Origin of the sequence: Thauera mechernichensis (genome assembly GCF_029588855.1) — a bacterium.
In the GTDB taxonomy this organism is placed as follows: Bacteria; Pseudomonadota; Gammaproteobacteria; order Burkholderiales; family Rhodocyclaceae; genus Thauera; species Thauera mechernichensis.
Genome location: NZ_JARQZE010000005.1, coordinates 42664 through 68382, shown reverse-complemented (window position 1 = coordinate 68382; position 25719 = coordinate 42664). Strand labels below are relative to the sequence as shown.

Here is a 25719-nt window from a genome sequence, read left to right as displayed (position 1 = left end):
AAATGCCCATTCGCCTGCTGACGCGAACCGAGCGCTGGCGGCGCAGCGATCTGGCGACGCGCATCGCGCTGCTGTCTGGCCTGCTCACAGCCCTGGTGCTGTTGCCGATGCTCCTGCTCGCCTACGCAGCGCTTCACTCCTTCCTGCACGACAAGATGGCGAGCGAGCTCGAGGTCTTCGGCATCGAGACACGCTTGCGCTTCGAGTCTCGGCTCGCGGGCAGTGTCGAAAAAGTCCGCAGTGCAGCAACCCAAACGATCTTCAGCAACGCCCTGGCCGACTCCAGCGAGCGTACGCTCTACATCCGGCCCATCTTGCGCGACCTCTGCGCCGCCACGCCCGAGCTGCGGGTCCTTAAATTCACGGACTTTCGTGGTGAGACGCTAGAGTACGGCTGCAACGGCAGCGGCATGGCCGAAGACAAGCGGCGCCGGCTATCCACCGAGGCCATCGCGGCCGGGCTACCACGCCTGGAGCTCGGATCAAGCCCGCCGCAACCGGGGGCTGACCCGGAGCAACGCCTCAGCGTCGCTGCACCCATCATTTATCTGCCAACCAACAGTCACGAAGGCAGCCTCGTTGCCGAGATCAGCCTCTCCGCCGTTTTCCAAACCCTGGACCTTCACCCACCCTCGACCTATCGGGTCGCGCTGCGCAGCCTACCCGAGACAGCAAGCCACTCAGACACCCTTGACAGTGGCGACGGCCAGTTGCGCTTCACCACCTTCGTCACTCCTCAGCTCGGGCATTCACTCCCGCTCGCGATCGAAGTCGAGGTAAGCGGAGACAGCGCCTATCTCCCCCTCTACCGCCTGCTGGTCGGCTTCGTCGGCATCTGCGCCGTGGTGCTCGCACTCGTCTGGTGGCAGAGTCGCAGCATCGCCAAGATCATCGCCGCCCCGCTCGCCGAACTCGAGCGCACGGCGCAACGCGTCGCTGCGGGCCAACTCGACGACATCCCGCAACGCCCACTCGAACCCGGTGAACAAGACAGCTTCCGGCTCCTTGAAGCGGCCGTATATCGCATGATCGCTGCGCTCAGGGACACACAACTCCGTCTGACGCAAACCCTCGATGACCGCACCCAACGCATGGAACGCGCCGAGGCCGACCGCCACCTCAAGGAACACGCCCTCGCCTCCACCGATAGCGGCATCCTCATCCTCGACCGCGCCGAGACCGAATCCGAACACATCCGCTACGCAAACGCGGCCTTCCTGTCCATCACGGGGCTGGGCACGGCGAGCGTCATCGGCGCGCATTGGCCTGCCCTCCTGAACAGGCACCTGCCAGCACCGACCGGGGACACGGCGCTCGCGGCACGCCACGCTGGCGACAACGAAGAACTCGAGTGGCTACGTCCAGACGGTAGCCGCGCCTATCTTCAGCTCTCGCGATCAGACTTCCATGGCGATCACGTCGCCTCGGGCCGCCACACCATCGTCGTCGTCACCGACGTCACTCGTCGCGTTCAGGCCGCCCGGGCATATCGCGCACGCCTCGACAGCCTCCGCGAAGCAGTGTTCGAGGTTGATCTCGAAGGTCGCTGCATATTTCTCAACGAGACCTGGACGCGGATCACCGGCTACTCGATCGCCGAGAGCCTCGGCCGCCGGCTCACGGAACTGATCCACCCGGCCGACACTGCCCGCCACCGGCCCGCCCTGGACGCCCTGCTCGAACATCGCATCGAACACCACGAATTCGAGACCCGCGCGCGCTGTGCCGACGGCAGCACACGCTGGCTGTGGGTGGATGTGGCCCTCAAGACCAACGACGCCGGTCACGCCGTCGGCTTCGCAGGCACACTCTCCGACGTCACCGCGAATCATGACGCCCGGCTCGCCATCGAGATCCGCGACCGCGCACTCGAGGCGGCCTCGAACGGCATCATCATCACGGACCTGCAGCAGCCCGATAACCCGATCATCCACGTCAACCCGGCGTTCGAGCGTATCACCGGCTACACCGCGGCCGAGGTGCTTGGACTCAACTGCCGGCTGCTGCGTCCGGCAGGCACCGATTCCCCCTCCGTCGCACAACTGCGCAACGCCATCGCCGACCGCAAAGCCTGCAGCGTCGTCCTGCGCAACGTACGCAAGGACGGCACCGAGTTCTGGAACCAGCTCTCCATCTCGCCGGTCAGCCACCCTGTCACCGGCGAAATCACCCACTACGTCGGCATCCAGACCGACATCACCGAAGCACGCGCCGCCGAAGACCTGCTCATCGACTGGCTCGAGCGGCTCGACGTCGTCTTCACCCTCAGCCCCGACCCACTCATCTGTTTCGACGACCGCGGCCAAGTCGTCTATGCCAACGCCGCCGCCGAGCGCGTCTTCGGCACCACCATGGGCGCCCTCATCGTGCTCACGGTCACCGAGTTCGAAGCCCAGCTGCGCGCGCAATGCGACCCCGCCTACGCCTACCCGGGCCTGCCCGCCCACATGCACGCTCGCAGCGCCGACAACCAGGCCGACGCCACCGACCCGGCAAAAGACTGCAATGTTCACCTGCTCAAGCCCAAGAACATCACACTCCACCAGACCTATCGCTTCTGCGGTGGAGAATCGACCTCGCTGATCGTGTACTACCGCGACATCACCCGCGAGGCCGAACTCGACCGCATGAAGAGCGACTTCCTGTCGACCGCAGCCCACGAGCTCCGGACCCCAATGGCCAGCATCGTCGGCTTCTCCGAGCTGTTGCTCATGCGACGCTACGACGAAGAAAGAACACGAGACCTGCTCGGAACCATCAATCGTCAAGCCCAAAGACTCAGCGCCATGCTCGGCGACCTCCTCGACCTTGCCCGCATAGAGGCAAGGCGAGCCGAGATCTTCAACTTCGCCACGCTCGCCGTACCCGAACTCCTCGACGAAACGATCAAGGCCTTCATGGTCCCCGACCCGCGGTACCGGCTCATCGTCGACATGCCAGTGCCCCCCCCGAACATCCGCGCTGATCGCGACAAATTCCAGCAAGCGCTCCTCAACCTGCTATCGAACGCCTGCAAATTCTCTCCGGAAGGCGGCGACATCACCATCCATGTCATTCCTCCCACGCCTGGTGAGCACGACCAAGTCGGCATCGCAGTCGAAGACCACGGCATCGGCATGAATGCGGACGAATGCCAACGCGCCTTCGAACGCTTCTACCGCACCGACCGCTCCGGCCACATCCCAGGCACCGGGCTAGGCCTCTCGCTGGTCAAAGAGATCATGAAGATCCATGGCGGCGCAGTTACCCTGAACAGCGCCCCCAATCTGGGCACGACCGTAACCCTCTGGTTTCCGCTCGACCTGGACCATAACGATACGCACAACGCCGGCGCCAGCCTCACGGCCAGCGCTACGCCCCATATGACAAGCCCCACCGACCTCACGCAACGATCTCCAGCATGATCGATCACCCCACCCCCCCCACCATCGGCAACGATCTCGACCAGCATCAGATCTTGCGCATCGTTCAGGACTTCCACCTCCTGCGCCGACAGCGCGAGGATGCCTATGACGAACTCAAGCGTGCCTACCACATCACACTCACCAAGCTAGCGCTTGCTGCAGAATACAAGGACGGCGACACCGGCACCCACATCGTCAGGATCGGCGCCCTCTCCGGCTTGCTCGCCCGCAACATGGGGATGCCCGCAGACTGGTCCGAACGTATCGAACAGGCCGCACCGATGCACGACATCGGCAAGATCGGCATCCCCGACGGCATCCTCAAGAAGCCCGACGGGCTCACCGTCGAAGAACGCAAGATCATGGAAACGCACCCCGTCATTGGCGCACAGATCCTTGGCAACACCAACGTCCCGGTGCTGCAGATGGCCGCCGAGATCGCTCTTGGCCACCACGAGCGCTGGGACGGCCAAGGCTACCCCAACCGCCTCAAAGGGGACGCGATACCGCAATCGGCCCGCATCGTCACGGCCATCGACTTCTTCGACGCGCTCACCATGGATCGCTGCTATCGCAAAGCACTCCCCGACGACACCGCCAAGGAAATGCTGCGCCGGGGACGCGGCTCCCACTTCGACCCTGCCGTGGTCGACGCGCTGGTTGCCTCACTGCCCCAGCTTACCGCGCTCCGTGACGCCATCAACCGTGGCGAATGGGTGAGCCATCACCTGCAGTCCGCATCCTCCTTCGTACGTGCTCACTAGCCCACGCCCCAGATGTCCATCAACCCCGCCCCCAGGCCAGCCGCCGGCCATCGTTCGTTACGTGCCCTGATCGTCGAGGACGACCCCTTGTTCGCGACGGTCTACAAGGAAACACTTACATCCGCAGCCCCGGGTATCCAGATCGAGCTCGCCGCGAACGGCTACCTCGCGCTGATGAGCCTCAAGACACACCTCCCTGACCTCATCGTCCTCGACCTGCACATGCCAGGCCTGGACGGCGTCGCCTTCCTGTCCATCCTCAAACGTAAGGACTGCCTGCTCGAGGTACCCGTATTCGTCGTCAGCTCTGCAGACGCCGAGGTCATGGCTCCGCTACGGGCATTGCCGCACGTTCATGTCTTCGCAAAGCCGATCAGGCCTGCCCTACTGCGCCAGCTTGCCCGCCAGACACTGGCCGAAAGCATCGACTCGCGCACAAGCCAGGACGAGCCCCGCCATCTGCTGCACAGCAAGCTCACGGCTTTCGTCGGTGGCAACCCCGCACTGCAACGCGAGATCGCGCGCCAGTTCTACGAACTCACGCCCGACCGAATCGCCCGCCTCGAGCACTGCGTCCAACAGCGCGACCTCCACTCCCTGCGCGAGTGGTGCCACACCCTGATCGGCACCAGCAGCATGATCGGGGCGCAGAATCTGCACGACCAGGTAAACACGCTGCGCGACTACGTCGATGCCAAAGACGCCGACGGTATCGTGCGCCAGGTCGCTGCCATCGCAACGGAACTGCGCCAGATCGCGGTCATGCTTGCCAACGAGTTCGATCTTTACGACGAAAAGTCCTAGCGCCGAACCCTAGCGTATCCCACCGCAGGGAAAGCTTGGTCGCGTAATGGAAATCACAACTGCAGACCACATAAACTTGACCCCACCGCGCTCCCGGTGCGAAACTCGGTCGCATATGTGATAGGAACAACGTACATATCCGTAGGTACAAACACTCACGCATGCACCCACAAATACCATGAGTAAGGTCGCATTCAGCAAGGACCGCCTCTCCCATCACGGGGAGCGTTACCCGAGCCACCAAGGCCCGCGCCAGGCGCGTACCGTATCGGCAGCGCCACTCACGGCAGTAGAGCTGGTCAAGACATTACGTCGCCGCGAACAGCTGCAACGCTACGCGCAGCAAAGTGGGCAAACCACCGACCAACTTGCCGTGCGGCTCATGCTGTCGCCCGCACGCATCGAAGAGCTCACCTCGGGCCGTGCGCCGATCAGCAACGAGCTCGCCACGCACATCGAAGAGATGCTGCAGCTACCCGCCGCCTGGCTCGACCAAGACACTCAGCTTCAGGACGTCCCGCCTCAGGACGCGCCACTCTACCGAGGAGCCCCCGACATGATCACCACCCCCGAGCGCCCCGCGACCGCAGCGACCGTCCAAGAGTCCAGCCCATCCCTCGACAAAAAACAGATCTACGAGAACCGGCGCCTCAATCTCAACATGCTCACCAGCGAACGTGGCTCCAAGAACCGCCTCGCGCAGCTCGCCGGCACCTCAGGCAGCCGAATCAGCCTCATGACCTCGTCGCGCAAGCCCGTCTCCGACCCCTTCGCCAGCGGCATCGAAGAAGGCCTCCGGCTACCAAGGGGTTGGCTGGACAAACCGCGCAAGGCCGCCGAAGTGCCGGCCCACGTGTGGCAAAGCTTGCGTGCCGACGGCGCTGACACAGCGCCCCCGGCAGCCGCCGCGCCTGTCGAAAAGAAGCGCCTCGCGCGCCCCGCAAGATCGGCGCGCGGCGCCTACAGCGCCGCCGGCCAGGCACCCGCCCCCCAGCAGGTCGCACTACCCGAAGTCGCCACCGAGGCCTCGCCGCCCCCGTCACTGCGCGCTGCGCAGGGTTCCGCCGCCCACCAAGCCACATTGACCGACTCGCTGACCGGGCTCTTCGACAAGGCCCACGGCCAGTCCGGCCCCATCGCCGAAGCGCTCGCCAAAACCATTCTCAACCTCTCAGCGGCCGACAAACTCTCCGAGGCACGCGCCTTCCAGCTCCTCGGCATCGTCATCGCCGAAACCACCACCCAGCGCTGAACCTGCGCACTGCCTCACCGAGGCTGCCGCCACGCCTTGCAGCGCGGCAGCCTTGGTGGGGAGCCCACTTACCGGGGCCTAGTAAAGCATCAGATCCTCGTCAGCCGCCGCATCGAACAGCCGCGCCCCCACCCACTCGCCGCGCTCATTCGTCGTCAGCTCGTAGTAAGCGGCCTCGCCCGCAGTTCCCGGCTCGCAGCCAGCGAAACCCACCAGCACGCTGGGCGAATCAGCGCTGACCATCACATCGTCCACCCAGACACACTCGCCCACGGCCAGCGCTAAGCGCTCACCGGCCGTCGCCAGCGTCAAGGACGCCGCACAAACCAGGCTCCAAGGCCCCAGCAACGGACGCAACGCATCCGCTGTCAGCAACGCATCCAGCGCCACGCGATGCAGCGCCAGGATCGCCCCGTCAACCGAGGTCCGCTGGCGGGAGCGATACGCCTCCTTTGCCAGCCAAGTGCTCTGCACCCACAGCGCGTGCAGATCGTTCGATCGCACCGACTCCACTCGGCGCTCATCGAATGCGCGCAGGTCATGGCAGACGAACTCGACCACCTCCCCGGCACAATCGAACACGATCCAGCGCTCAAAACTCTCGCCGCTGCAGGTCTCCACCATCCTCAAGCGCAGCAACAAGAGCGCCTGTCCGATCCATTCGCAGTCATCCACATGCTCGATGGCCAGGCTCTCATGCCCGAAGCGCAAGGTCTCCTCGCCGCCGCAGACATCGGCCGGGCGCATACCGACACACAGCAGCACCCCACCGAATACCGGTTTCACCTCCACCACCGGCCCTGGAAAGCGCTGAAACCTCGGCACGCGCCCATCGCTCGCTTTCAAGCGTGGAACTGCGCGCAGCATCCGCGCCTCGCCGTCCTCCACGAAACCAAGCCGCATGAGCGCAACCTCCTCGTTTCAGGCAAAAAAAACCGCCACGGAAACAACATCGTGGCGGGAGCGAGCGACACCCTAAAGAGACAGCATGAAGAAACGTCGCAAGCTACAAGTACCTTTCATCACACGCAAGTAACTTTACCTTTTTTATGATCTTGATGTCAATGAGTTAACAACAAAAACTTAACCCCGTGCATGCCCATCCTCCAAGCTCGCTCTATCCCCCCTCGAGCAAGCGCGCAATCTGCACGAACAAGCGTTGCGCCTCCTCTGACATGTCCGTCGCGCGTGCATGCAAGCGCATCCTCATGGCCAGCGGCCTCGCGACCATAGGCGCCTCGACCGACAAGTGATGAACAAGAGCAAAAAGGACTTCCTCGTGCGCAAGCACGCGAACTTCAAGCGACCGCTCTTCTGGCACGGCGCCCCGCATCGGGTCCACCTCATCCTCCAGGTGTGGGGACATCAACCACGACTCGGCAGCCACCCTCCTCATACACCCTGGGCAAGCACGCCAAAATTAATGTAACCCCAGGAGAATATTACCACCACCTTAATTACATTACGATACCCGATAGCGATAACGACTGACCGTCAACCCCAATCACCGGCGCAAGGCCAGCTGGCGAGCGAGGTCGGCCGCGACCAGCTCACGTACCAGCTCGTCGATCCCCTTGCCCGGTTGCCAGCCAAGGAGTTCGAATGCACGGGTGCCATCGCCCTGCAAAGGCTGAACAGACGCCGGCAACTCGGCTGCACGCGCGCGCACCACCACACGGCCCACCTCCATCCCCGCGGCCGCACCAAACGCCTCGGTGAGCACACCCAGCACGGCGTCGCCGGCTTCCTCCCAACGCAAGCGCATGCCCATCTCCTCAGCAGCGCGCACGATCAGTTCGCGGCCACTATGAAGCTCACCGGTCGCCAACACACAATCGGCTGCCCTAGCTTGCTGCATCAGCAACCAGGCGGCCTCCACGTACTCCGCCGCGCAGCCGACGTCGTAGCGGTAGTCGAGCAACTCGCCCACGTCGAACGCCACCGCCTCCCCACTCACCACCTTCGCCAGCCCCAGGGTGATTCCGCGCAACACTCCGTTCGCCGGCCCGGTCGGGCTCTCGTGGCCGAACATGATCACCGTGCAAGCATGCAGCCCATAGGTCTGCCGATAGATGCGCGTGAGCCAGTGCCCACAGGCCTTCGCCACGGCATGCGGGCTATCGGGCTTGAACGCGGTCGTCTCACTCTGCGGCGCATCATCCGGCCTGCCAAACGGCGCAGGCCCCGACACCTGAAGGTAACGCGTCGTCGCCACTCGCCCGCAGATACGGATCGCCTCCAACAGGCGCAGCACACCCAGACCATCCGTCTCCAGCGCATGCTCGGGCTCATCGAAGCTCTCCGCACTACCACCACAACCGCCGAAGTTGTAGATCTCACCGGGCTCGGCACGATTCACCGTGCGTACCAGGCTCGCCAGGTCGGCCAGGTCGCCGCGATGCAGCACAACGCGGGGATCGACCTCGCCGGCACCCGCCTTCAACCGGCTCTCGGGGTGCGCGGGGGTACGTCGCACCAGCGCATGCACCTCATACCCCTTGTCGAGCAGCTGACTCGCCAGCAGCCCACCATCCTGCCCCGTAACGCCGATGATCAACGCCCGGCGACCACTGTAAAGATGTCTTATTGTCATTGTCTCCCCCTCCTCGCCCGACTGGCTGTGGCGCCATGGTCGGTCCCGCCTGTTTGAATCAGACCTCGCCAATGCGCTTGCCCGGGTCATCCTGGCGTGCACGGATTCGGTCGAGAATCTCCACCGAAGCCTCCCGCGAGATGCTGTCCATGTGTCCACGCACCGCAGACACCGCCGCCTCCAGCGCATCCTTGGCCTCCAGCGCATAGAGCTCGATCAGCATCAGGTCATCCTCTTCAATGGCGCGCACCAGGGCCGCAAGCCGGTACGACAAGCGGTTCGCCCCCACAACCCGCGCCGAACCAAGCATGCCATGCACCTCGGTCCTGGATTCAAAGTGCGGCAACCTCATCAGCCGTACCTGATCAAGCACCCGCAGGCGCTCGTCGGCAAGCGCGACAAAAAGGCCCAGTACCTCGAGCTGGCAGCGCCAATCGGTACCCAGCGCAAACGCCATCGCCTGCTGGTCGAACACGCAGTAGAACTCGCCGCGCAAAATGCTCGGCTCGAAGCCGGGCACCACGCGCTTCACGCTCAGGCATTGCATGATCATGGACTTCAGATCGTCGCGCGCGACCGGCTTGGTCACGTGGAACACGCCCTGCTGCATCGGATGGACGTCGATCGCCCCCAACCTCACCGAGCTGATCACCAGAATCGGGATGTGGCACACCTTTGGCATGGCCTTCAGCTCGCGAACCACCCGCCGGCCGTCGATATTGGGCAGGGCAAGATCGGCCAACACCAGATCCGGCGTATGTTTCATCACCGCCGCCATACCCCGGATGCCCTCATCCGCCTCCACCACGACCACGCCTGGGACGCACTCCTCGACCACCGCACGATGCAACGCCCGGCACACCGGGTCATCGTCGAAGATCACTACACGCTTTGGGCCTTGCCCGGCCGGGGTGTCCATGGTCATCTCGCAGTTCCAGCAAAGGGGCGGCCACAGCGAGTCTCAGATCGTAATGTTACACGCTCCATCAAGCACTCGCGGACGCTCACCCTGTCATCGATTTAATGTAATCTTACTATACTGGAATCCGGTTCATTCCGTGGGTGCCTCGCAGAGCGCAAGCCCACCAACCTCATCGAGGTGCCACCCCATGCCCGCGCAAACACAGGCGCTTGCCACCGCTGGCCCTGCCGCCACTGCACAGCTCCTCACATTCCCGCGCGCGCACCCGCCAGCGGGCGCCGTGCCCCCCGCCCCGGTAGCCGCCAACCCCAATGCCGCACCTGCCACCCAACGCCCGCAGCGCACCTGGACGCTGGCCGAGGTAAGCAAGTTCTGCGACATCAAGCCACACAACATCCGCTACTGGCTCGGCGAGGTCCTGCCGCCGCGCTTTCGTGCCCCGGGACGCGGCGAACGCGGCTACTGCACGCAGGCGGTCGAGTTCGTGCTGCTGGTCAAGGCGCTTCACGTCACCCAAGGCCTCACCCTCGAAGGCGTACGCAAGCGCCTGTCGCTAATGGACGACGTCGAGCTCCGCGCCCACGCGCGCCGGGCCTTCCTGGCCACGCTGCGGGGCGAGCTCGAAAGCGTGCTTGCCATGCTGGCATCCCCACCGTGCGACCTGGTCAGTGAATGACGCGGGCGCTTCCCACCCAGGCCTGACAGCCACACGACTTTGCGCATTCGCATCCCTCGCTCCACCGGGACTCACACGTGCATCTGCTTCTTGTTTTCGTCCTCATCGCATTCACCACGATCGGCCTCTTGCACTTCATTAACCGGCTGGCGCCCGCACTCGGACTGGGCATTCATGCAATCGACCGCGGCGCTCCCGCACCCGCCGCGCCGATCGCCGCCGGGCTGACCATCGCGGCGACCTTGCACCTCGCGCTGCCCGTCTTCAATCTACCTCACGAGTGGCACAGCCTGTACGTGGGTATCCTGCTTTACCTCACGCTCGGCCTGCTTGCTGACATCCTCACGCTCTCGGCAGCGGCCAAATTTGTCGGCTCCACCTGCATACTGGCACTCGTGCCTGTGACATCGACGCTCACCATCCTTGATGTCATGCGCTACTGGACCGACCCGGCCGTCCGCGCGAACCTCCCCGCTTTTCTCGCATCGCTGGTCGCCGGAGCCGTCGCACTTCAACTGTTCGCCCTCGCAATCAGAACATCGGCGCTCGGCGGCACCCTCGCCGTCATTACGCTCGCGGCCCTGCTGGTACTGGCAAAAGGCGTTGGCGATCAAACTGCGCTCCATTTCTCCGCAGGCGCGCTGGGCATCACGGCCGCCCTGGTGGGACACAACCTCGCTCGCAACCCGGTCAGTTCCGCCAACGGCGCCCTGCAGGCTTCTCTTGGCAACTCGGGCAGCCTTGTGCTTGGCGTCATCGTCTTGTGGTTGGCGCTCAGGCTGGGAGATCAAGTATTCGAGACCTGAGCGCCGAACAATCCCGCTTCATCGTAAATGTTTACTTTCCAATTCCAGCCATTTACCATAAGTAAAGAATTGTCATCCAGAGCGAGGCCAACATCATGCGCAAATCTCTCATTACACTAACGCTTGTCGCTGCGTTGTCCTCCGCTACCAGCTGGGCGGACGAAAGCGTCGTTGCCGCACTCCAGGCTGCAGGCGTTGAGCTCACTGCAGAACAAGTCGCAGCAATCACTGTCGCCCAGGGGGATCAGCTCGCCCAAGTCGTCGCGAGCCTGGTCGCCGCCAATCCAGAGAACGCTGCCGCCATCACCAGCGCCGCCGTCGCCGCAGCGCCGGCCCTGGCAACGGCAATCACGCAAGCTGCCGTCGCCGCCGCGCCAGCGCAAGCTGCAGCCATCACCCAGGCCGCGGTCAGCGCGGCCCCGGCCCAGGCGGTCGCCATCACTCAGGCGGCGGTCGCCGCAGCGCCGGCGCAAGCTGCCACCATCACCCAGGCCGCCGTCAGCGCCGCGCCGGCCCAAGCGGTCGCCATCACCCAAGCGGCTGTTGCCGCGGCCCCGGCCGATCAGACTGCAGCCATCACGCAGGCGGCAGTGGTCGCCGCGCCGGAACAGGCGGCCGCCATTCAGGCAGCAGCGGCAAACACCGCACCTGCAAGCAGCACGCCTTCGGGCCCCGCCGGCCCGGCAAGCTCTGCTGCGCCCAGCGTGCCCAGCAGCAGCGCAGGTGGCGGCGGAACACCCGCAAGCCCCAACTGATCGAGTCGATCGCGCCGCAGCACCGTGCGGCGGCCTTTCCATCATCAAAGACGTCCAACGCACATGAACCTGCCCCTGCAAAAACGCCTGCTCGCCGCCACCGTGGCCTCGACCCTCAGCGCCACCGCATGGGCGCTCGACCCCATGCCGGTGCGCGTATCCGAGGGCCTGGCGCTCACCCCAACGCTCAAGCTGGGCCTGGGGTACGACGACAATTTCCGCGCGGTCGAAAGCGGCCGCGACGCATCCTGGGTCAGCAGCATCGCCCCCACCCTTGCACTCGGCACCGACACCGGCAAGGTCAAGCTAGACCTGCGCTACACCGCCAACCACGAGCTCTACCGCTCGAGCCGCAAGGACGACAACACCGACCACTTGCTCGGGCTCACCGCCGACCTGCAGTTCGACGTGCGCAACCGCCTGCGCCTCGCGGCCAACTACCGCAAGATGGAAGAAACCGCGTCGGCCGACCAAAAAGTCGAGAACGACAAGTACAACAGCGCCGGCTTTAACGCCGGCTACACCTACGGCGCCGACAACGCCAGCGGCCAGATCCGGCTTGGTCTCAACCACGACCGCCTGCGCTACGACAATGGCCTCGACCCGATCAGCGCAAAGCGCCTCAACGCAGACAAGGAGCGCGACAGCACCGCTGTCACCGGCGCGTTCCTGTACCGCGTCACAGCCAAGACGCGCGCGCTGGCCGAAGCCCGCCTCACCGACCACGACTACGTCAGCAACACTGCCCTGGACAGCCGCAACACCGCGTTGCTGTTTGGTGCCGAATGGGACGCAACCGCCTTCACCAGCGGTTCGGCCAGGTTCGGCCGCGAACGCAAGGACTTCGACCGCGCCGGCAAACGCGACACCTCGACCGGCATGTGGGAAGTCGGTATCACCTGGGCGCCGCTCACCTACTCCAGCTTCAGCCTCAACACCCGCCGCGGCTTCGACGAAGGCAGCGACAACGCCGACAGCATCAAGACGCAATCGTGGACGCTCAGCTGGAAGCACGACTGGAGCGAACGTCTCAGCTCCAACCTCAGCTACACCAACAGCAACCAGGACTACGACCGCCCGTCCAACCCGCGCGAAGACACGCTCGACAGCGTCGGCATCGGCCTCACCTACAAGATGCGGCGATGGCTCGACGTTGGCGTGGGCTACAAGCACACCGAGAACGACTCCACCCAGGCCGGCAAGAGCTACAAGCGCAACGTCGTCGGGGTAACGGTCAACGCCAGCCTATGATCCACGGCGCCATCCGTAACCCGTCCGCAGCTGCGGCCGCGGCGCAACGAACGCTTCCAGCCACGCCTGCATGACTGCCTCCCCGCTACTGCTTCTGCGCCTACTCGGTCTCATGCTCACCTTCGGCCTGCTCGGCGCTGTGCCGGCGCAGGCCGAGACCGACGCGCAGTACCGCCTGGCCTCGGGCGACGTCATCCGTATCAGCGTCTTTGGCGAAAAGGAGCTCAGTATCGACGAGATCCGACTCACCGACGCCGGCACGTTTTCCTACCCCTTCATCGGCGAGGTGCGCGCCAATGGCCGCACCGCGCGCGAACTCGAGCAATTGCTGACCGCCCAGCTCAAGGGCGACTACCTGGTCGACCCCCGCGTCACCGTCAGCATCCTCAAGTACCGCGAGTTCTTCATCAGCGGCGAGGTCAAGTCGCCCGGCGGCTACCCATACCAGCCTGGGCTCACCCTGCGCCGTGCCGTCGCGCTCGCCGGCGGGCTCACCGAGCGCGCCTCCACCAACCGCATCAGCATCATTCGCGACAAGGACCCCAGCCGCAGGCCACAGAAGGCCACGCTCGACACCGAGCTCGAACCGGGCGACACCATCACCATCGAGCAAGGCTTCTTCTAGCGCCATGGCGTCGTACGCAGCGCCGGCCTCGCCGGGGCCCTAGGCCCTGGCCCTGCGGCCCGCACCGGCCTGCGGCACGCCCGGCCACTGCCCCGACACTCCGCCTTCAGCATCCAGGCCCCCACTGCGCGCCCCACAGCCGCACAGGGCCTCCCAACCGAGCAGCACATCGCATGGACACCAAGGACCCAAGCCTCGACCGCCGCTGGACCCCGCCTCGGGTTGCCGACGAGGAAGTCGACAAGATCGACCCGCTGCAACTGTGGCACACGGTATGGCGGCGCAAGCTCAGCATCCTGTCGCTGGTGCTGGTCGTCACCATGCTCACCACCCTGGTCGTGCTGTCCATCACCCCCATCTACCGCGCCATCGCCACCCTGCTCATCGAGCAAAGGTCGGCCAAGGTCGTGTCCATCGAGCAGGTTTACGGCCTCGAAGGCAGCGGTCAAGAATACCTGCAGACCCAGTTCCAGCTGCTGCGCTCGCGTTCGCTCGCCGAGCGCGTGGTGCGCGAGCTCGAGCTCACCACCCACCCCGAGTTCGACCCCCTCCAGCAGCCCGAACCACTCGTCAACATCAAGGGGCTGCTCGGCCATCTCAGCTTCCTCAACGCGCTCTCCATCACGCTCCCCGAACACCTCGAGGAAGAAGCCGCCCCGACCGAAGCGCAGCGATTCGATCAGGTCACCCGCGCCTTCATGGAGCGCATCAATGTCGAACCCGAGCGCAGGACGCAGCTAGCGCGCATCCAGGTCGACATGGCTGACGCCCGCATGGCCACACGCGCAGCCAATGCGCTCGCCCGCGGCTACATCGAAAGCCAGCTCGAAGCGAGCATGGAGATGTCCATGACCGCCACCAACTGGATGAACAGCCGCCTCGGCGAGCTGCGCGACAAGCTCAAGGACGCCGAAGACCGCCTCCAGGCCTACCGCGAGCAGGAAAACCTCGTCGACGTGCAAGGCGTGGCCACCGTCACCGCCAACGAACTCTCGCTCACTGGCGACCGCATGATCGACGCCCGTCGCCAGCGCGCCGAGGCCGAGAGCCAATACCGCCAGGTGCAGTCAATGCGCAGCGGCGGCTGGGAAAAGCTCGCCACCGTGCCGGCGGTGCTCGGCCACCCGCTCATCCAGCAGTTCAAGGCCGACGAAGCCCGTGCGCGCGCCAAGGTAGAAGAGCTATCCAAGCGCTACGGCCCGCGGCACCCCAACATGGAATCGGCACGCACCGAACTCCAGGCCGCCACCGCCAGCCTGCGCGGCCAGGTCGAGCAAATCGTCGCCGGCATCGAGCGCAACTACCAGCTCGCCATCGCCAACGAGAGCTCGCTGCGCGCCTCCTTCGACGCCAACAAGGCGCAGATCCAGGACATCTCGCGCAAGGAGTTCCGCCTGCGCGAACTGCAGCGCGAGGTCGACACCAACCGTGCCCTCTACGATACGTTCATGAGCCGCCTCAAGGAGACCGCCGCCACCTCCGACCTCGAGACCGCCAACGCCCGCGTCGTGGACGAAGCCACCGTCCCCGCCACCCCGGTCAAGCCGCGCAAGGCGCTCATCGTCGGCATCGCCGGCCTGCTCGCACTCTTTGTCGGCATCGGCCTCGCCCTCCTGCTCGAGGCGCTCAACAACACCTTCAAGAGCACCGAAGACGTCGAAACCAAGCTCAACCTGCCGGTGCTGGGCATCCTGCCCCTGGTCAAGGGCCGCGCCGAGCGCGCACGCATCGCGCGCCTGTTCCAGGCCAACACCGACAAAGGCTTTGCCGAATCCATGCGCACCGTGCGCACCAGCCTCGTGCTGGCGGACATGAGCGAGCCACACAAGCGTATCGTGGTCACATCCTCCATTCCGGGCGAGGGCAAATCCTCGGTGTCGTCCAACCTCGCCTATGCGCTCGCCCAGGTCGGCGAGACGGTGCTGTTGCTCGACGCCGACATGCGCCGCCCCATGCTCGCCAAGAACTTCGAGCTGCCGGTGGGCACGCCGGGCCTGGCCAACCTCATCGCCGGCAACGCCCGCCTGGAGGACTGCATCAGGCACCTCGACGGCGTAGACCTCATCAGCGCCGGCACCGTCCCGCCCGACCCGCTCGAGCTGCTGTCCTCGCCGCGCTTCGCCGCCCTGCTCGACACACTGTCCGCGCGCTACAGCCGCATCATCATCGACTCCCCGCCCACCCAGGCCGTCAGCGACCCCGTCGTGCTCGGCACCTTGGCCGACGCCCTCATCTACGTCATCAAGTCCGAATCCACCCCTACCCCGCTCGCCGTCAAGGGCGTCGGCCAGCTCCTGCAGCACAACGCCCCCGTCACCGGCGTCGTGCTCAACCACGTCGACATCAAGAAGGCGCAGAAATACGGCTACCGCTACGGCGGCTATTACGACTACTACGGCTACAGCACGCAGAAGGCCTGAGCCCCCGCAGGCCCTGCCCGCTGCACACAGCCCGCTGCCGCGATGATCGACCTCCACGCCCACCTGCTGCCCGGCATCGACGACGGCGCCCCCGACCTCGCCACCGCGCTGGCGCTGGCGCGGGTCGCGGTGGCCGACGGCATCACCCACATGGTGTGCACCCCTCACATCCACCCCGGGCGCTACGACAACACCCCCGACACCATCCACGCAGCCTGGCGCAGCCTGGCCCTGGCGCTGCGCGAGCACGACATCCCCCTGCAGCTATCCGCCGCCGCCGAGGTGCGCTTCGGCATGGAGATCATGCAGGCCGTCGCCACCCACACCCTGCCCTACCTCGGCCACTGGCAGGGCAAAAAGGTCCTGCTGCTGGAGTTCCCCCACGGCGAACTGCCCTTCGGCGCGGAAAAGCTCACCGCCTGGCTGCTCGCGCACGACGTCGTGCCCCTCATCGCCCACCCCGAGCGCAACAAGACCCTGCTGCGCCAGCCCGGCCGGCTCAAACCCTTCCTGCAACAAGGCTGCCTGCTGCAGGTCACCGCTGGCGCGGTGGCCGGCCGCTTCGGCCCCGCCTGCCAGGACCTCGCCCACCGCCTGCTGCAGGCCGGCGTTGTCACCCTGCTTGCCAGCGACGCCCACAACCTAGCCCACCGCCCCCCCCTCCTGCACGAAGGCCTCGAACACGCCGCCGCCCTCATCGGCCACGCCCTCGCCCAGCGCCTCGTCGACCACACCCCGCGCGAAATCGCGGCCTCGCACTTCCCCGCCAACGTGCCCTAAACGCGCAGGAAGGCGCGCCCCGCCCCCCTCATGCCCACGCCCCCCACCCGTCTGCCCTGCAGCGCCGCCGGCATACACGCCGCCCCACCCAGTCGCGCCCGCCGGCGCGCCTACCTGTATGGCCTGGGGGCACTCGCGCTGGCCCTCATCTACCTGGGTTGCCGCATCGCACTCGCCGGCCTCGCCGACTTCCAAACCCGTGCCTTTCTTGCCGACTGGGAAAACCGCCGCAGCCCGCCCAGCGCACAAGCCTGGGCCGTGGCCCACGCTGCTGCCGAGCGCGCTGTGGCGCACTACCCCACCGCCTACGGCCCGTACCTGGAGCGCCTCGGCTACGTGCACGCCTGGCAACACCACCACGCACCCTTCGGCGCCGCGCACGCGCAGCCCAGCCGTGCGGCCGCGCGCGACGCCTTCCGCGCTGCCATCGCCGCCCGCCCCACCTGGCCCTACGCCTGGCTGGCGCTCGCCGAGACCAAGCTCCGCCTGCTCGAATTCGACGTCGAGTTCCACCACGCCCTCACCCAGGCCCACGCCCACGCCCCCTGGCGACCGGACATCAACCGCCGCCTGGCCGAGCTCGGCTTCACCGCCTGGCCCCAGCTCGACACCGGCCCGCGCCAAGCCACGCACGAAGCAGCCCGCCGTGCGCTAAAGCGGCTCAACGCCGCCAGCGCCACCGCCTTGTTCGCCCAGGCCACCACGGCCGGCCAGCGTCCTGCGCTCTGCCGCAGCCTCGACGAAGCCACCCGCACCCGCCTCGCCCGCCACTGCTCCTGAGCCGCAGCGGCACACGCGCTGCCCCTGCCAGCCATGCAGCATTCCCCAACTCGGGGAACACACGCCCAATACATATCGCGCAGATGGTCAGGTAATGTAATCTTTATGGTAAAGTGATTTAACGCGTGTCATACCCGAGACGAGACCATGGCCCCATCGAACCCGAACGCCAGTCTTGTCGACACTGTCCCCAGCCTGGTCAATGCCACGCCCCCGGCGCGACATGTCGACACCCCACCCACCACCGACGGCCTGTTCTGGCTGCATTGGCTGGCCGCCGTGGCGTGCGCGCTCACCACACTTGTAATCCTTACCTTCGACAAGACCGGCGGCTTTGACGCCACCTACGCCACACTGCTGGCCCTCACCGCCCTGCTGTCGCTACCGGCGTACGCACTATGCAGCGTGTATCACCCCCAGCACGGCGCGCTCGAGGGGACGGCACACCTCACCCTGGGCTGGTGCGTATTGCTCGCCTGCCTGCTCGGCATTGCCTTCGCCACCAAAACCACCGACGCCTACTCGCGCGAGGTCCTCGCGCAGTGGGCGGTGCTCGGCCTGGCCGCCCAAACGGGCAGCTACCTGGTGCTGCAGCGCTGGGCCAAGGGCCGCGTCGCGCATAGGCAACGCACCATCCGTGCCGCCATCATCGGCAACGGCCCGCTCGCCCTCGAGCTCGCCCAGCGCCTGCGCACCAGCGCGGGCGAAACGCTGGCCGGCATCATCGCCCCCGCAGCGGCGGAACACCCGCCCCCCGCCACGCTCGCCACCCTGGGCAGCATCGGCGACCTGGCCGATATCCTCGCCACCCAGCGCATCCAGCGCCTGTACGTCGCCCTCCCCCACGACGCCGACATCAAACAGCTCTACCTGCAACTGCTCGACGCCAATGTGGACGTCGTATGGGTCCCCGACCTGCACGGGTTGCTGCTGCTCAACCACGGCGTTACCGAAATCGGCGGCCTCGCCGCCATCAAGCTCAACGAGAGCCCCCTCACCGCCTACCCCAACGCCGCCCGCCTCAAGGCCGTCATGGACCGCAGCCTGGCGCTGCTGGGCCTGGTCGCCCTCAGCCCGCTGCTCGTGCTGGTGGCGGTGTTGGTCAAGCTCTCCTCCCCCGGCCCGGTGCTCTTTCGCCAGCAGCGCCACGGCTGGAACGGCCAGGTCATCGAGGTGTGGAAGTTCCGCTCCATGCGCATGCATGACGACGCCCAGGTCCGCCAGGCCACCCGCAACGACAGCCGCATCACCCCCATCGGCCGCTTCATCCGCCGCACCTCCATCGACGAGCTGCCGCAGCTTTTCAACGTGCTGCAGGGCAGCATGTCGCTGGTCGGCCCGCGCCCGCACGCCGTGGCGCACAACGACTTCTACGCCAACAAGATCCAGGCCTACATGGCCCGCCACCGCATCAAGCCCGGCATCACCGGCCTGGCGCAGATCAGCGGCTACCGCGGCGAAACCGACACCCTGGACAAGATGCAAAAGCGCGTCGAGCTCGACCTCGCCTACATCAACAACTGGTCGCTGTGGCTCGACATCAAGATCCTGATCAAGACGCCCTTCACGCTGTTTGGCAAGCACATCTATTAACCCCATGTAGGAGCGGCGCCAGCCGCGAGCAGGGTTTCGCAACCGTCCACCCACCAGATGAAAATAGCCATCGCTGACATCGGCTGCGTCGGCTACTCCAAGGTCCATCTCTTCGCCCAGCACAAAGAGGAGGTGTTACTCGACATCGTGCCGGCCAAGGAGAAACCCCTCAACGACTGGGTGTCGCCCATCGCCGCTGCCGAGATCGAGGATAACCTGCGTCACGAGCCGCTCGACCTCCAGGCAGCGCTCGACAAACACAACGTGTACGGCAGCACCGCGTTCGTGATCATCGGCACGCCCACCGACTGCGACTCAGAGACCAACTTCGTTCACACCCGCAGCGTCGAAAGTGGCCACCGAAGGCATCCTCTTCTGGCCCGAGTTCGTGCGCGAAGAGAAAGCGCTTTACCACAACCCGCACCCGGCACGCATCGTCGTCGGCGAACTGGCTTTCGATCTAGCCCACGAGCTGGTGCGCCGGCAGCGCGAACCGCTGACCGGCCAGTTCGCCTCGTCCCAGGCGAAACACCCCGGGATCAGCCGGTAGCCCATCCCCGGCGGCCACGAGCACCTACGCTCACTCGAAGACGAGTTCTTCCGCTAGGGGGTCATCAAGAAATCTGGTTGCCGTGGCGGCCAAAGGTAATACGTGCGATCTGTTTGGTGGAGACCAACCCAGCATGAACCCGCAAGCCAAAATCTACGTCGCCGGCCACCGTGGCATGGTCGGCTCTGCCATCGTCCGCCAGCTCAAGGCATCAAGGTGCGAAAACATCGTCACCCGCAGCCACGCCGAGCTTGACCTGACCAACCAGGCTGCCGTCAACGCCTTCTTCGCCGCCGAAAAGCCCGATCAGGTCTACCTCGCCGCCGCCAAGGTCGGCGGCATCTACGCCAACAACACCTACCCGGCGCAGTTCATCTACGAAAACCTGATGATCGAAGCCAACATCATCCAGGCCGCGCACGCCAACGACGTGCAACAACTGCTCTTCCTCGGCTCCAGCTGCATCTACCCCAAGGCCGTACCGCAGCCCATGCGCGAAGATGCTTTGCTTACCGGCGTACTCGAAGCCACCAACGAACCCTACGCCATCGCCAAGATTGCCGGCATCAAACTCTGCGAAAGCTACAACCGCCAGTACGGCCGCGATCACCGCAGCGTCATGCCGACCAACCTCTACGGCCCCGGCGACAACTACCACCTGGCCAACAGCCACGTCCTGCCGGCGATGATCCGCAAGCTCCACCTGTGCAAGCTCGCCCAGGCCGGCGACAGCGCCGGCATTGCAGCCGACGAAGCCAAGTACGGCGAAATCCCCGCCGACATCCGCGCCATGATGCAAAGCGGCAAGGTCACCCTGTGGGGCACCGGCACCCCGTACCGCGAATTCCTCCACGTCGACGACATGGCCGTCGCCAGCATTTTCGTCATGAACCTGGACAAGCCCACCTACGACGCCAACACCCAGCCCATGCTCAGTCACATCGACGTTGGCTACGGCAGCGACCTGACGATCAAGGAAGCCGCCTGTACCGTGGCCGAAGTTGTCGGCTACCAGGGCGAAATCGAATTCGACACCAGCAAGCCCGACGGCACCTACCGCAAGTTGATGGACAGCAGCCGGCTGGAAAAGCTCGGCTGGAAAGCCACCATCGCCCTCAAGCAGGGCCTGCTGCTGGCCTACAACGATTACCTCGGTAAATAAGCTTCAAGGAAAACAACAATGACTGCTCAAACCAAGAAAATTGCCCTCATCACCGGCGTTACCGGCCAAGATGGCTCTTACCTTGCCGAATTCCTGCTCGAAAAAGGTTACGAAGTGCACGGCATCAAGCGCCGCGCCTCCTTGTTCAACACCCAGCGCGTCGATCACATCTACGAAGACCCGCACATCGACAACGCCCGCTTCAAGCTCCACTACGGCGATCTCTCCGACACCTCCAACCTCACCCGCATCCTGCAGGAAGTGCAACCGGACGAGGTCTACAACCTCGGCGCCCAATCACACGTGGCCGTCAGCTTCGAAGCCCCGGAATACACCGCCGATGTCGACGCCATTGGCACGCTGCGCCTGCTCGAAGCCATCCGCTTCCTTGGCCTGGAAAAGAAAACACGCTTCTACCAAGCCTCCACCTCCGAACTCTACGGCATGGTCCAGGAAACCCCGCAAAAGGAAACCACGCCCTTCTACCCGCGCAGCCCGTATGCGGTAGCCAAGCTCTACGCCTACTGGATCACCGTCAATTACCGCGAAGCCTACGGCCTCTACGCCTGCAACGGCATCCTGTTCAACCATGAGAGCCCGCGCCGTGGCGAAACCTTCGTCACCCGCAAGATCACCCGCGGCCTGGCCAACATCGCCCAAGGGCTGGAAAACTGCCTGTACATGGGCAACATCGATTCGCTGCGCGACTGGGGCCACGCCAAGGACTACGTGCGCATGCAGTGGATGATGCTGCAACAAGACCAGCCGGAGGACTTCGTTATTGCCACCGGCGTGCAGTACAACGTGCGCCAGTTCATCAGCTGGAGCGCCGAACACCTGGGCTTGACGCTGCGCTTTGAAGGGCAGGGCGTGGACGAAGTGGGCATCGTCGCAGCCATCGAAGGCGACAAGGCACCCGCACTCAAGGTCGGCGACATCATCGTCAAGATCGACTCGCGCTACTTCCGCCCGGCCGAAGTGGAAACGCTACTTGGCGACCCGAGCAAAGCCAAGGAGAAACTTGGCTGGGTACCGGAAATCACCGTGCAGGAAATGTGCGAGGAAATGGTTGCGCATGATCTGGAATCGGCCAAGCGCCATGCGCTCTTGAAGAAGCATGGGTACGATATTTCTGTGAGTTCTGAGCGGTAAATGAATAAGCAGCATATCTGCATCGTCACTGCCGCACATGACCGAAAACGTTGAATCCTTAACCAAGCGCGCCGTTTCGGCTGCCAAGTGGAATTATCTCGGCAATGGCTTCAAGGTAATGCTCCAATTCCTGATTGGCGTCTGGCTGGCACGCTTGCTCGGCCCGGAGGCGTTCGGCGTTGTTGCGATCGCCTGGTTGATGATCGGCGTAGGGAAGCTGATTTCCGACTTCGGGTTTAGTGCTGCCCTAATCCAGCGGCCAGACCTGACAGATCGAGACGTCGGGTACATATTCACCATTCAGGTGCTCATCGGTTTTAGCCTTTCGCTACTCGGATTTCTATTTACCAGCCAGATCGCAGCGTTCTTCAATCACGCACCGGCAGAGCCTGTCATTGCTGTGATGGCATGGCTGTTTTTGATTCAGGCAATTGGCCAAACCACCACCGCAGCATTGAATCGAGCACTTCGGTTCAAGTTTTCACAAATGGCTAACGTGGCCACCTACATGCTCGGCTACGTCGGCATCGGGTTGCCGATGGCCTATCTAGGGTACGGCGCCTGGAGTTTGGTTGCAGCGCAGATGGCTCAGGCAGTGGCCTATACAGTCATCGTACTTGTCAAATCGAGGGTTGCCATTCGACCGCGATTACGCCCCTCAAAGCCAGGTTTATTTACCTTCGGTGGCAAGGTTATTGGGGCAAATCTTTGTAGTTATGCCATTCTGAACCTGGATAATTTTATTGTTGGCAAATACCTTGGTGTTGCCCAGTTAGGAGTTTATAACCGGGCAATGACTCTTCTGGGGACGCCCAACGGCGTTATTGTCACCAGCCTTCAGTCGGTTTTATTCTCGGCTGCATCACGCGAACAGAACAATCCCGAATCCACCAAGCGCAGTTTTCTTGCAGCAACAGAATTTGTTGGGCTTGTCTGTCTCCCTATTTTTCTGACCGTAGCAGTTGTGCCGGAGGTAGTTGTTCTTGGTATCTACGGTGAAGCGTGGAGTGCGGCTATTTCACCATTGGTTCCTCTAGCGCTTGCTATGCCAGTGCATGCCTTTCTTGCTGTAATTGGCCCTGTACTGATGGCGATAAATCGAACGGAGTTGGAGGTTTATGCGCAGTTAGTCGCACTTTTGATTAGTGCGCCACTGCTGTTTTTTGCCGGCATGCAATCGCTAGATGCGCTTGCATGGGCGGTTTTTATCGCACACCTTATTCGCTGGATAACATTGCTGGTCGCAGCGCGTTTCGGTATGTGCGTCACGCTATTCGAGGTAAGCGTTGCGCTACAACGTGGTTTAGTTCTTGGTCTTCTTGTCGCTGGCACTGTAGCGCTGACCGATTATTTCCTTAGTGCGAAGAATGACATGGTCAATCTGCTCATTCTCATGGCTACTGCTTCGCTCGCACTGCTGTTTTTTTTGCGCGCATTAGGTCCGTATATCGGTCGTGGTGCACTCTTCAAATTACTCCTTGAACGTAACGCACTGCCTTGCCGTGTAACGTACTGGCTTCGCCTGAATTGATAAATATATGCATATTGCTATCGCTGGCCCTATTGCCACTGAAAATATCGCTTCGTTTCTCACATGTAATACAGAAAGACTACCCAAGGGTTACTCCGGTGCCCCGCTCTTGGCAACCTTGATCGGTGAATTGCTCAAGCGAGGGCACCGAGTGTCGGCATTTACGACATCAACCGACATGCCCGCAGACCGGAGTAAATGGACTTGTGCCATGGGTGATCAATTCCAGATCTACTACATTGGACAAAGACCACACTCATTCCGGCCAAAATTTGGCTATCTTGGTCGAGCAATGGACTTCTTTTCGGTTGAGCGTGCTGCCCTCGTCAAGGCAATTCGTGAGGCGAATCCTGATGTGGTGCATGCTCATTGGGCTTACGAGTTTGGCTTGTCCGCTGTTGAATCGGGTAAGCCTCATGTGGTGACCTGTCATGATGCGCCCGATGTTGTTTTGAAATTCATGCCTAATGCGTATCGCTTTGTTCGCTATTTGATGGGGCGCCATTGCTTGGCCAAGGCAGGTGTTGTGACGGCTGTTTCTCCCTATCTTCGCGATGCTGTGCAGAAATATTTTAAAGGCAGTGTGGCTGTCGTACAGAACCCTTTACCGGATTTTCTGTTTCTTCACTCAGGGCATACTCAAAATTCTACACAGGCAAGTGGTGGGGAGCCTCGGCGAATTGCCATGGTCATTAATGGCTGGGGCAGTCTAAAGAATCCTGAACCAGCTTTGCGGGCATTCGGATTACTGAGATCGTCGGGCCACGCCGAATTGGAGTTGCACCTCTATGGCGCAGATTTTGGGCCAGGTGAAGTGGCAGAACAGTGGTGCCATAAAAATGGTTTGACTGATGACATCCATTTTCATGGCTGCACCCCTCACCGTGAGCTTTTAGAACAACTTCGCACAATGCATTTCATGATTCATCCGGCGCTGGAAGAGTCATGCCCTATGGGTATCGCCGAAGCTATGTCTCTGGGGCTTCCTGTTATCGGTGGTGATGAAAGCGGTGGAGTTCCCTGGGTGATCGGTGAAGGCGGCATCACCACCGACGTTACATCACCGCAGGCGATTGCCGACACTGCGAAAATTCTTCTTTCGGATGCGACAGTTTGGCAAGCCTGCTCAGAGGCGGCTGTCAGTCGGACTTGCGAGACTTTTACCGCGCCGGTCGTTGCAGACCTTTATTTAGGAGAATATCTGAAGGCAATGTCACTGCCCGTTGAGTGCAATATAGGGTAATCAAATGAAGATGTATCAGGATATCTTTTATGCTTTACTCAAACGATGGTGGTGTATAACTGTGCCTTCGCGCCTCAGGATGAGTGGTGTTAGTGTTGGGTATGCGAATATTTTCTACGGGATGCCGATTGTCTCGGTAGTAAAAAATTCAACCATCAGGCTTGGCGACCGAGTCGTTCTTGCTTCTCATAGCTATTTCACCGCGCTTGGAGTAGCACGCCCTTGTATTCTTCGAACGATGCGGCCTGGCGCCAGCATTACGATAGGAAGTGATTCGGGCTTGAGTGGCGTGGTTATATGTGCTGCCAACTCAGTAAAAATTGGTAAGGAATGTTTATTTGGTGCTGATGTTCTTGTGGCAGATAATGACTTTCACCCAATTGAATCGGCCGGGCGTCGCTTTGCTAAGCATGATTCTATTGAGTCTGCTCCTGTTGTTATTGAAGATAATGTATTTATCGGAACGCGCAGCATAGTGCTCAAGGGGGTAACAATTGGTTCAAACTCGGTGATCGGCGCAGGCTCTATTGTTGTTTCAGATATTCCCCCTGGTGTTATTGCCGTAGGTGTGCCTGCTCGTGTTTTGAGGGTAATTTGTAAATGAGGCGCATTATCTTCGTGCTTTTCGACTGAATTATCGGTGACTGGTGTAGGAA

General features: G+C 63.1%; 22 protein-coding genes. 19 read left to right on the top strand and 3 right to left on the bottom strand.

The annotated features are described in order from the left end of the window. Window positions 1-2 precede the first annotated feature (2 nt). The 4 genes from P7F68_RS09035 to P7F68_RS09020 all read left to right on the top strand — a co-directional run bounded on the left by P7F68_RS09035 (window position 3) and on the right by P7F68_RS09020 (window position 6224). Window positions 3-3404, top strand: coding sequence for a PAS domain S-box protein (locus tag P7F68_RS09035; RefSeq protein ID WP_277832504.1), 3402 nt, complete (start codon window positions 3-5; stop codon window positions 3402-3404). After that, window positions 3401-4168 carry an HD-GYP domain-containing protein gene (locus P7F68_RS09030; RefSeq protein WP_277832502.1) on the top strand — a complete coding sequence of 256 codons (768 nt, stop codon included), beginning with the start codon at window positions 3401-3403 and terminating at the stop codon, window positions 4166-4168. Before P7F68_RS09035 ends, P7F68_RS09030 begins: the two co-directional genes overlap by 4 nt. Window positions 4169-4180: 12 nt before the next feature. Then, the gene (locus tag P7F68_RS09025) at window positions 4181-4972 is read left to right on the top strand and encodes an Hpt domain-containing response regulator (RefSeq protein ID WP_277832500.1); all 792 of its coding nucleotides are present in this window, start codon (window positions 4181-4183) and stop codon (window positions 4970-4972) included. A 178-nt stretch (window positions 4973-5150) separates the two neighbouring features. Then, window positions 5151-6224 carry a hypothetical protein gene (locus tag P7F68_RS09020; RefSeq protein WP_277832498.1) on the top strand — a complete coding sequence of 358 codons (1074 nt, stop codon included), beginning with the start codon at window positions 5151-5153 and terminating at the stop codon, window positions 6222-6224. A gap of 78 nt (window positions 6225-6302) precedes the next feature. On the opposite strand, the gene P7F68_RS09015 is transcribed toward P7F68_RS09020, so the two are convergent. From P7F68_RS09015 to P7F68_RS09005, 3 genes are all read right to left on the bottom strand, one after another. Further along, on the bottom strand, window positions 6303-7127 hold the full coding sequence (locus tag P7F68_RS09015; RefSeq protein ID WP_277832496.1) for a hypothetical protein: 825 nt from the start codon (window positions 7125-7127) through the stop codon (window positions 6303-6305). A 601-nt stretch (window positions 7128-7728) separates the two neighbouring features. Then, window positions 7729-8817, bottom strand: coding sequence for a GDP-mannose 4,6-dehydratase (locus P7F68_RS09010; RefSeq protein WP_277832494.1), 1089 nt, complete (start codon window positions 8815-8817; stop codon window positions 7729-7731). A gap of 58 nt (window positions 8818-8875) precedes the next feature. Continuing rightward, complete coding sequence (locus P7F68_RS09005) at window positions 8876-9742, bottom strand: response regulator (RefSeq protein ID WP_277832492.1); 867 nt, start codon at window positions 9740-9742, stop codon at window positions 8876-8878. Window positions 9743-9926: 184 nt separating this feature from the next. Between P7F68_RS09005 and P7F68_RS09000 the strand changes: the two genes are divergently transcribed. From P7F68_RS09000 to P7F68_RS08930, 15 genes are all read left to right on the top strand, one after another. After that, a complete protein-coding gene (locus P7F68_RS09000) occupies window positions 9927-10415 on the top strand; it encodes a MerR family transcriptional regulator (protein WP_277832490.1) in 489 nt (162 codons plus the stop codon). Window positions 10416-10492: 77 nt separating this feature from the next. Continuing rightward, a complete protein-coding gene (locus tag P7F68_RS08995; protein ID WP_277832488.1) occupies window positions 10493-11221 on the top strand; it encodes a hypothetical protein in 729 nt (242 codons plus the stop codon). A gap of 95 nt (window positions 11222-11316) precedes the next feature. Beyond that, a complete protein-coding gene (locus P7F68_RS08990; RefSeq protein WP_277832486.1) occupies window positions 11317-11976 on the top strand; it encodes a hypothetical protein in 660 nt (219 codons plus the stop codon). Between the two features lie 63 nt (window positions 11977-12039). Next, complete coding sequence (locus P7F68_RS08985) at window positions 12040-13227, top strand: outer membrane beta-barrel protein (RefSeq protein WP_277832484.1); 1188 nt, start codon at window positions 12040-12042, stop codon at window positions 13225-13227. Between the two features lie 70 nt (window positions 13228-13297). Continuing rightward, the gene (locus P7F68_RS08980) at window positions 13298-13852 is read left to right on the top strand and encodes a polysaccharide biosynthesis/export family protein (protein WP_277832482.1); all 555 of its coding nucleotides are present in this window, start codon (window positions 13298-13300) and stop codon (window positions 13850-13852) included. 173 nt (window positions 13853-14025) lie between these two features. Then, the gene (locus P7F68_RS08975) at window positions 14026-16272 is read left to right on the top strand and encodes a GumC family protein (RefSeq protein ID WP_277832479.1); all 2247 of its coding nucleotides are present in this window, start codon (window positions 14026-14028) and stop codon (window positions 16270-16272) included. Between the two features lie 42 nt (window positions 16273-16314). Beyond that, complete coding sequence (locus P7F68_RS08970; protein WP_277832478.1) at window positions 16315-17052, top strand: tyrosine-protein phosphatase; 738 nt, start codon at window positions 16315-16317, stop codon at window positions 17050-17052. Window positions 17053-17082: 30 nt separating this feature from the next. Then, entirely contained in the window at window positions 17083-17832 is a 750-nt protein-coding gene (locus tag P7F68_RS08965) for a hypothetical protein (protein ID WP_277832476.1), read from the top strand. A gap of 147 nt (window positions 17833-17979) precedes the next feature. Then, window positions 17980-19425 carry an undecaprenyl-phosphate glucose phosphotransferase gene (locus P7F68_RS08960; RefSeq protein WP_277832474.1) on the top strand — a complete coding sequence of 482 codons (1446 nt, stop codon included), beginning with the start codon at window positions 17980-17982 and terminating at the stop codon, window positions 19423-19425. 352 nt (window positions 19426-19777) lie between these two features. Next, a complete protein-coding gene (locus P7F68_RS08955) occupies window positions 19778-19975 on the top strand; it encodes a hypothetical protein (protein ID WP_277832472.1) in 198 nt (65 codons plus the stop codon). 133 nt (window positions 19976-20108) lie between these two features. Further along, entirely contained in the window at window positions 20109-21137 is a 1029-nt protein-coding gene (locus tag P7F68_RS08950; RefSeq protein WP_277832470.1) for a GDP-L-fucose synthase family protein, read from the top strand. Between the two features lie 18 nt (window positions 21138-21155). Next, window positions 21156-22289: a GDP-mannose 4,6-dehydratase gene (gene gmd / locus P7F68_RS08945; RefSeq protein WP_277832467.1), complete on the top strand. Its 1134-nt coding sequence runs from the start codon at window positions 21156-21158 to the stop codon at window positions 22287-22289. 37 nt (window positions 22290-22326) lie between these two features. After that, on the top strand, window positions 22327-23820 hold the full coding sequence (locus tag P7F68_RS08940) for a lipopolysaccharide biosynthesis protein (RefSeq protein ID WP_277832465.1): 1494 nt from the start codon (window positions 22327-22329) through the stop codon (window positions 23818-23820). A gap of 7 nt (window positions 23821-23827) precedes the next feature. Next, complete coding sequence (locus tag P7F68_RS08935; protein WP_277832464.1) at window positions 23828-25063, top strand: glycosyltransferase family 4 protein; 1236 nt, start codon at window positions 23828-23830, stop codon at window positions 25061-25063. Window positions 25064-25067: 4 nt separating this feature from the next. Then, window positions 25068-25667: an acyltransferase gene (locus tag P7F68_RS08930; RefSeq protein ID WP_277832462.1), complete on the top strand. Its 600-nt coding sequence runs from the start codon at window positions 25068-25070 to the stop codon at window positions 25665-25667. The last annotated feature ends 52 nt before the right edge of the window (window positions 25668-25719 follow it).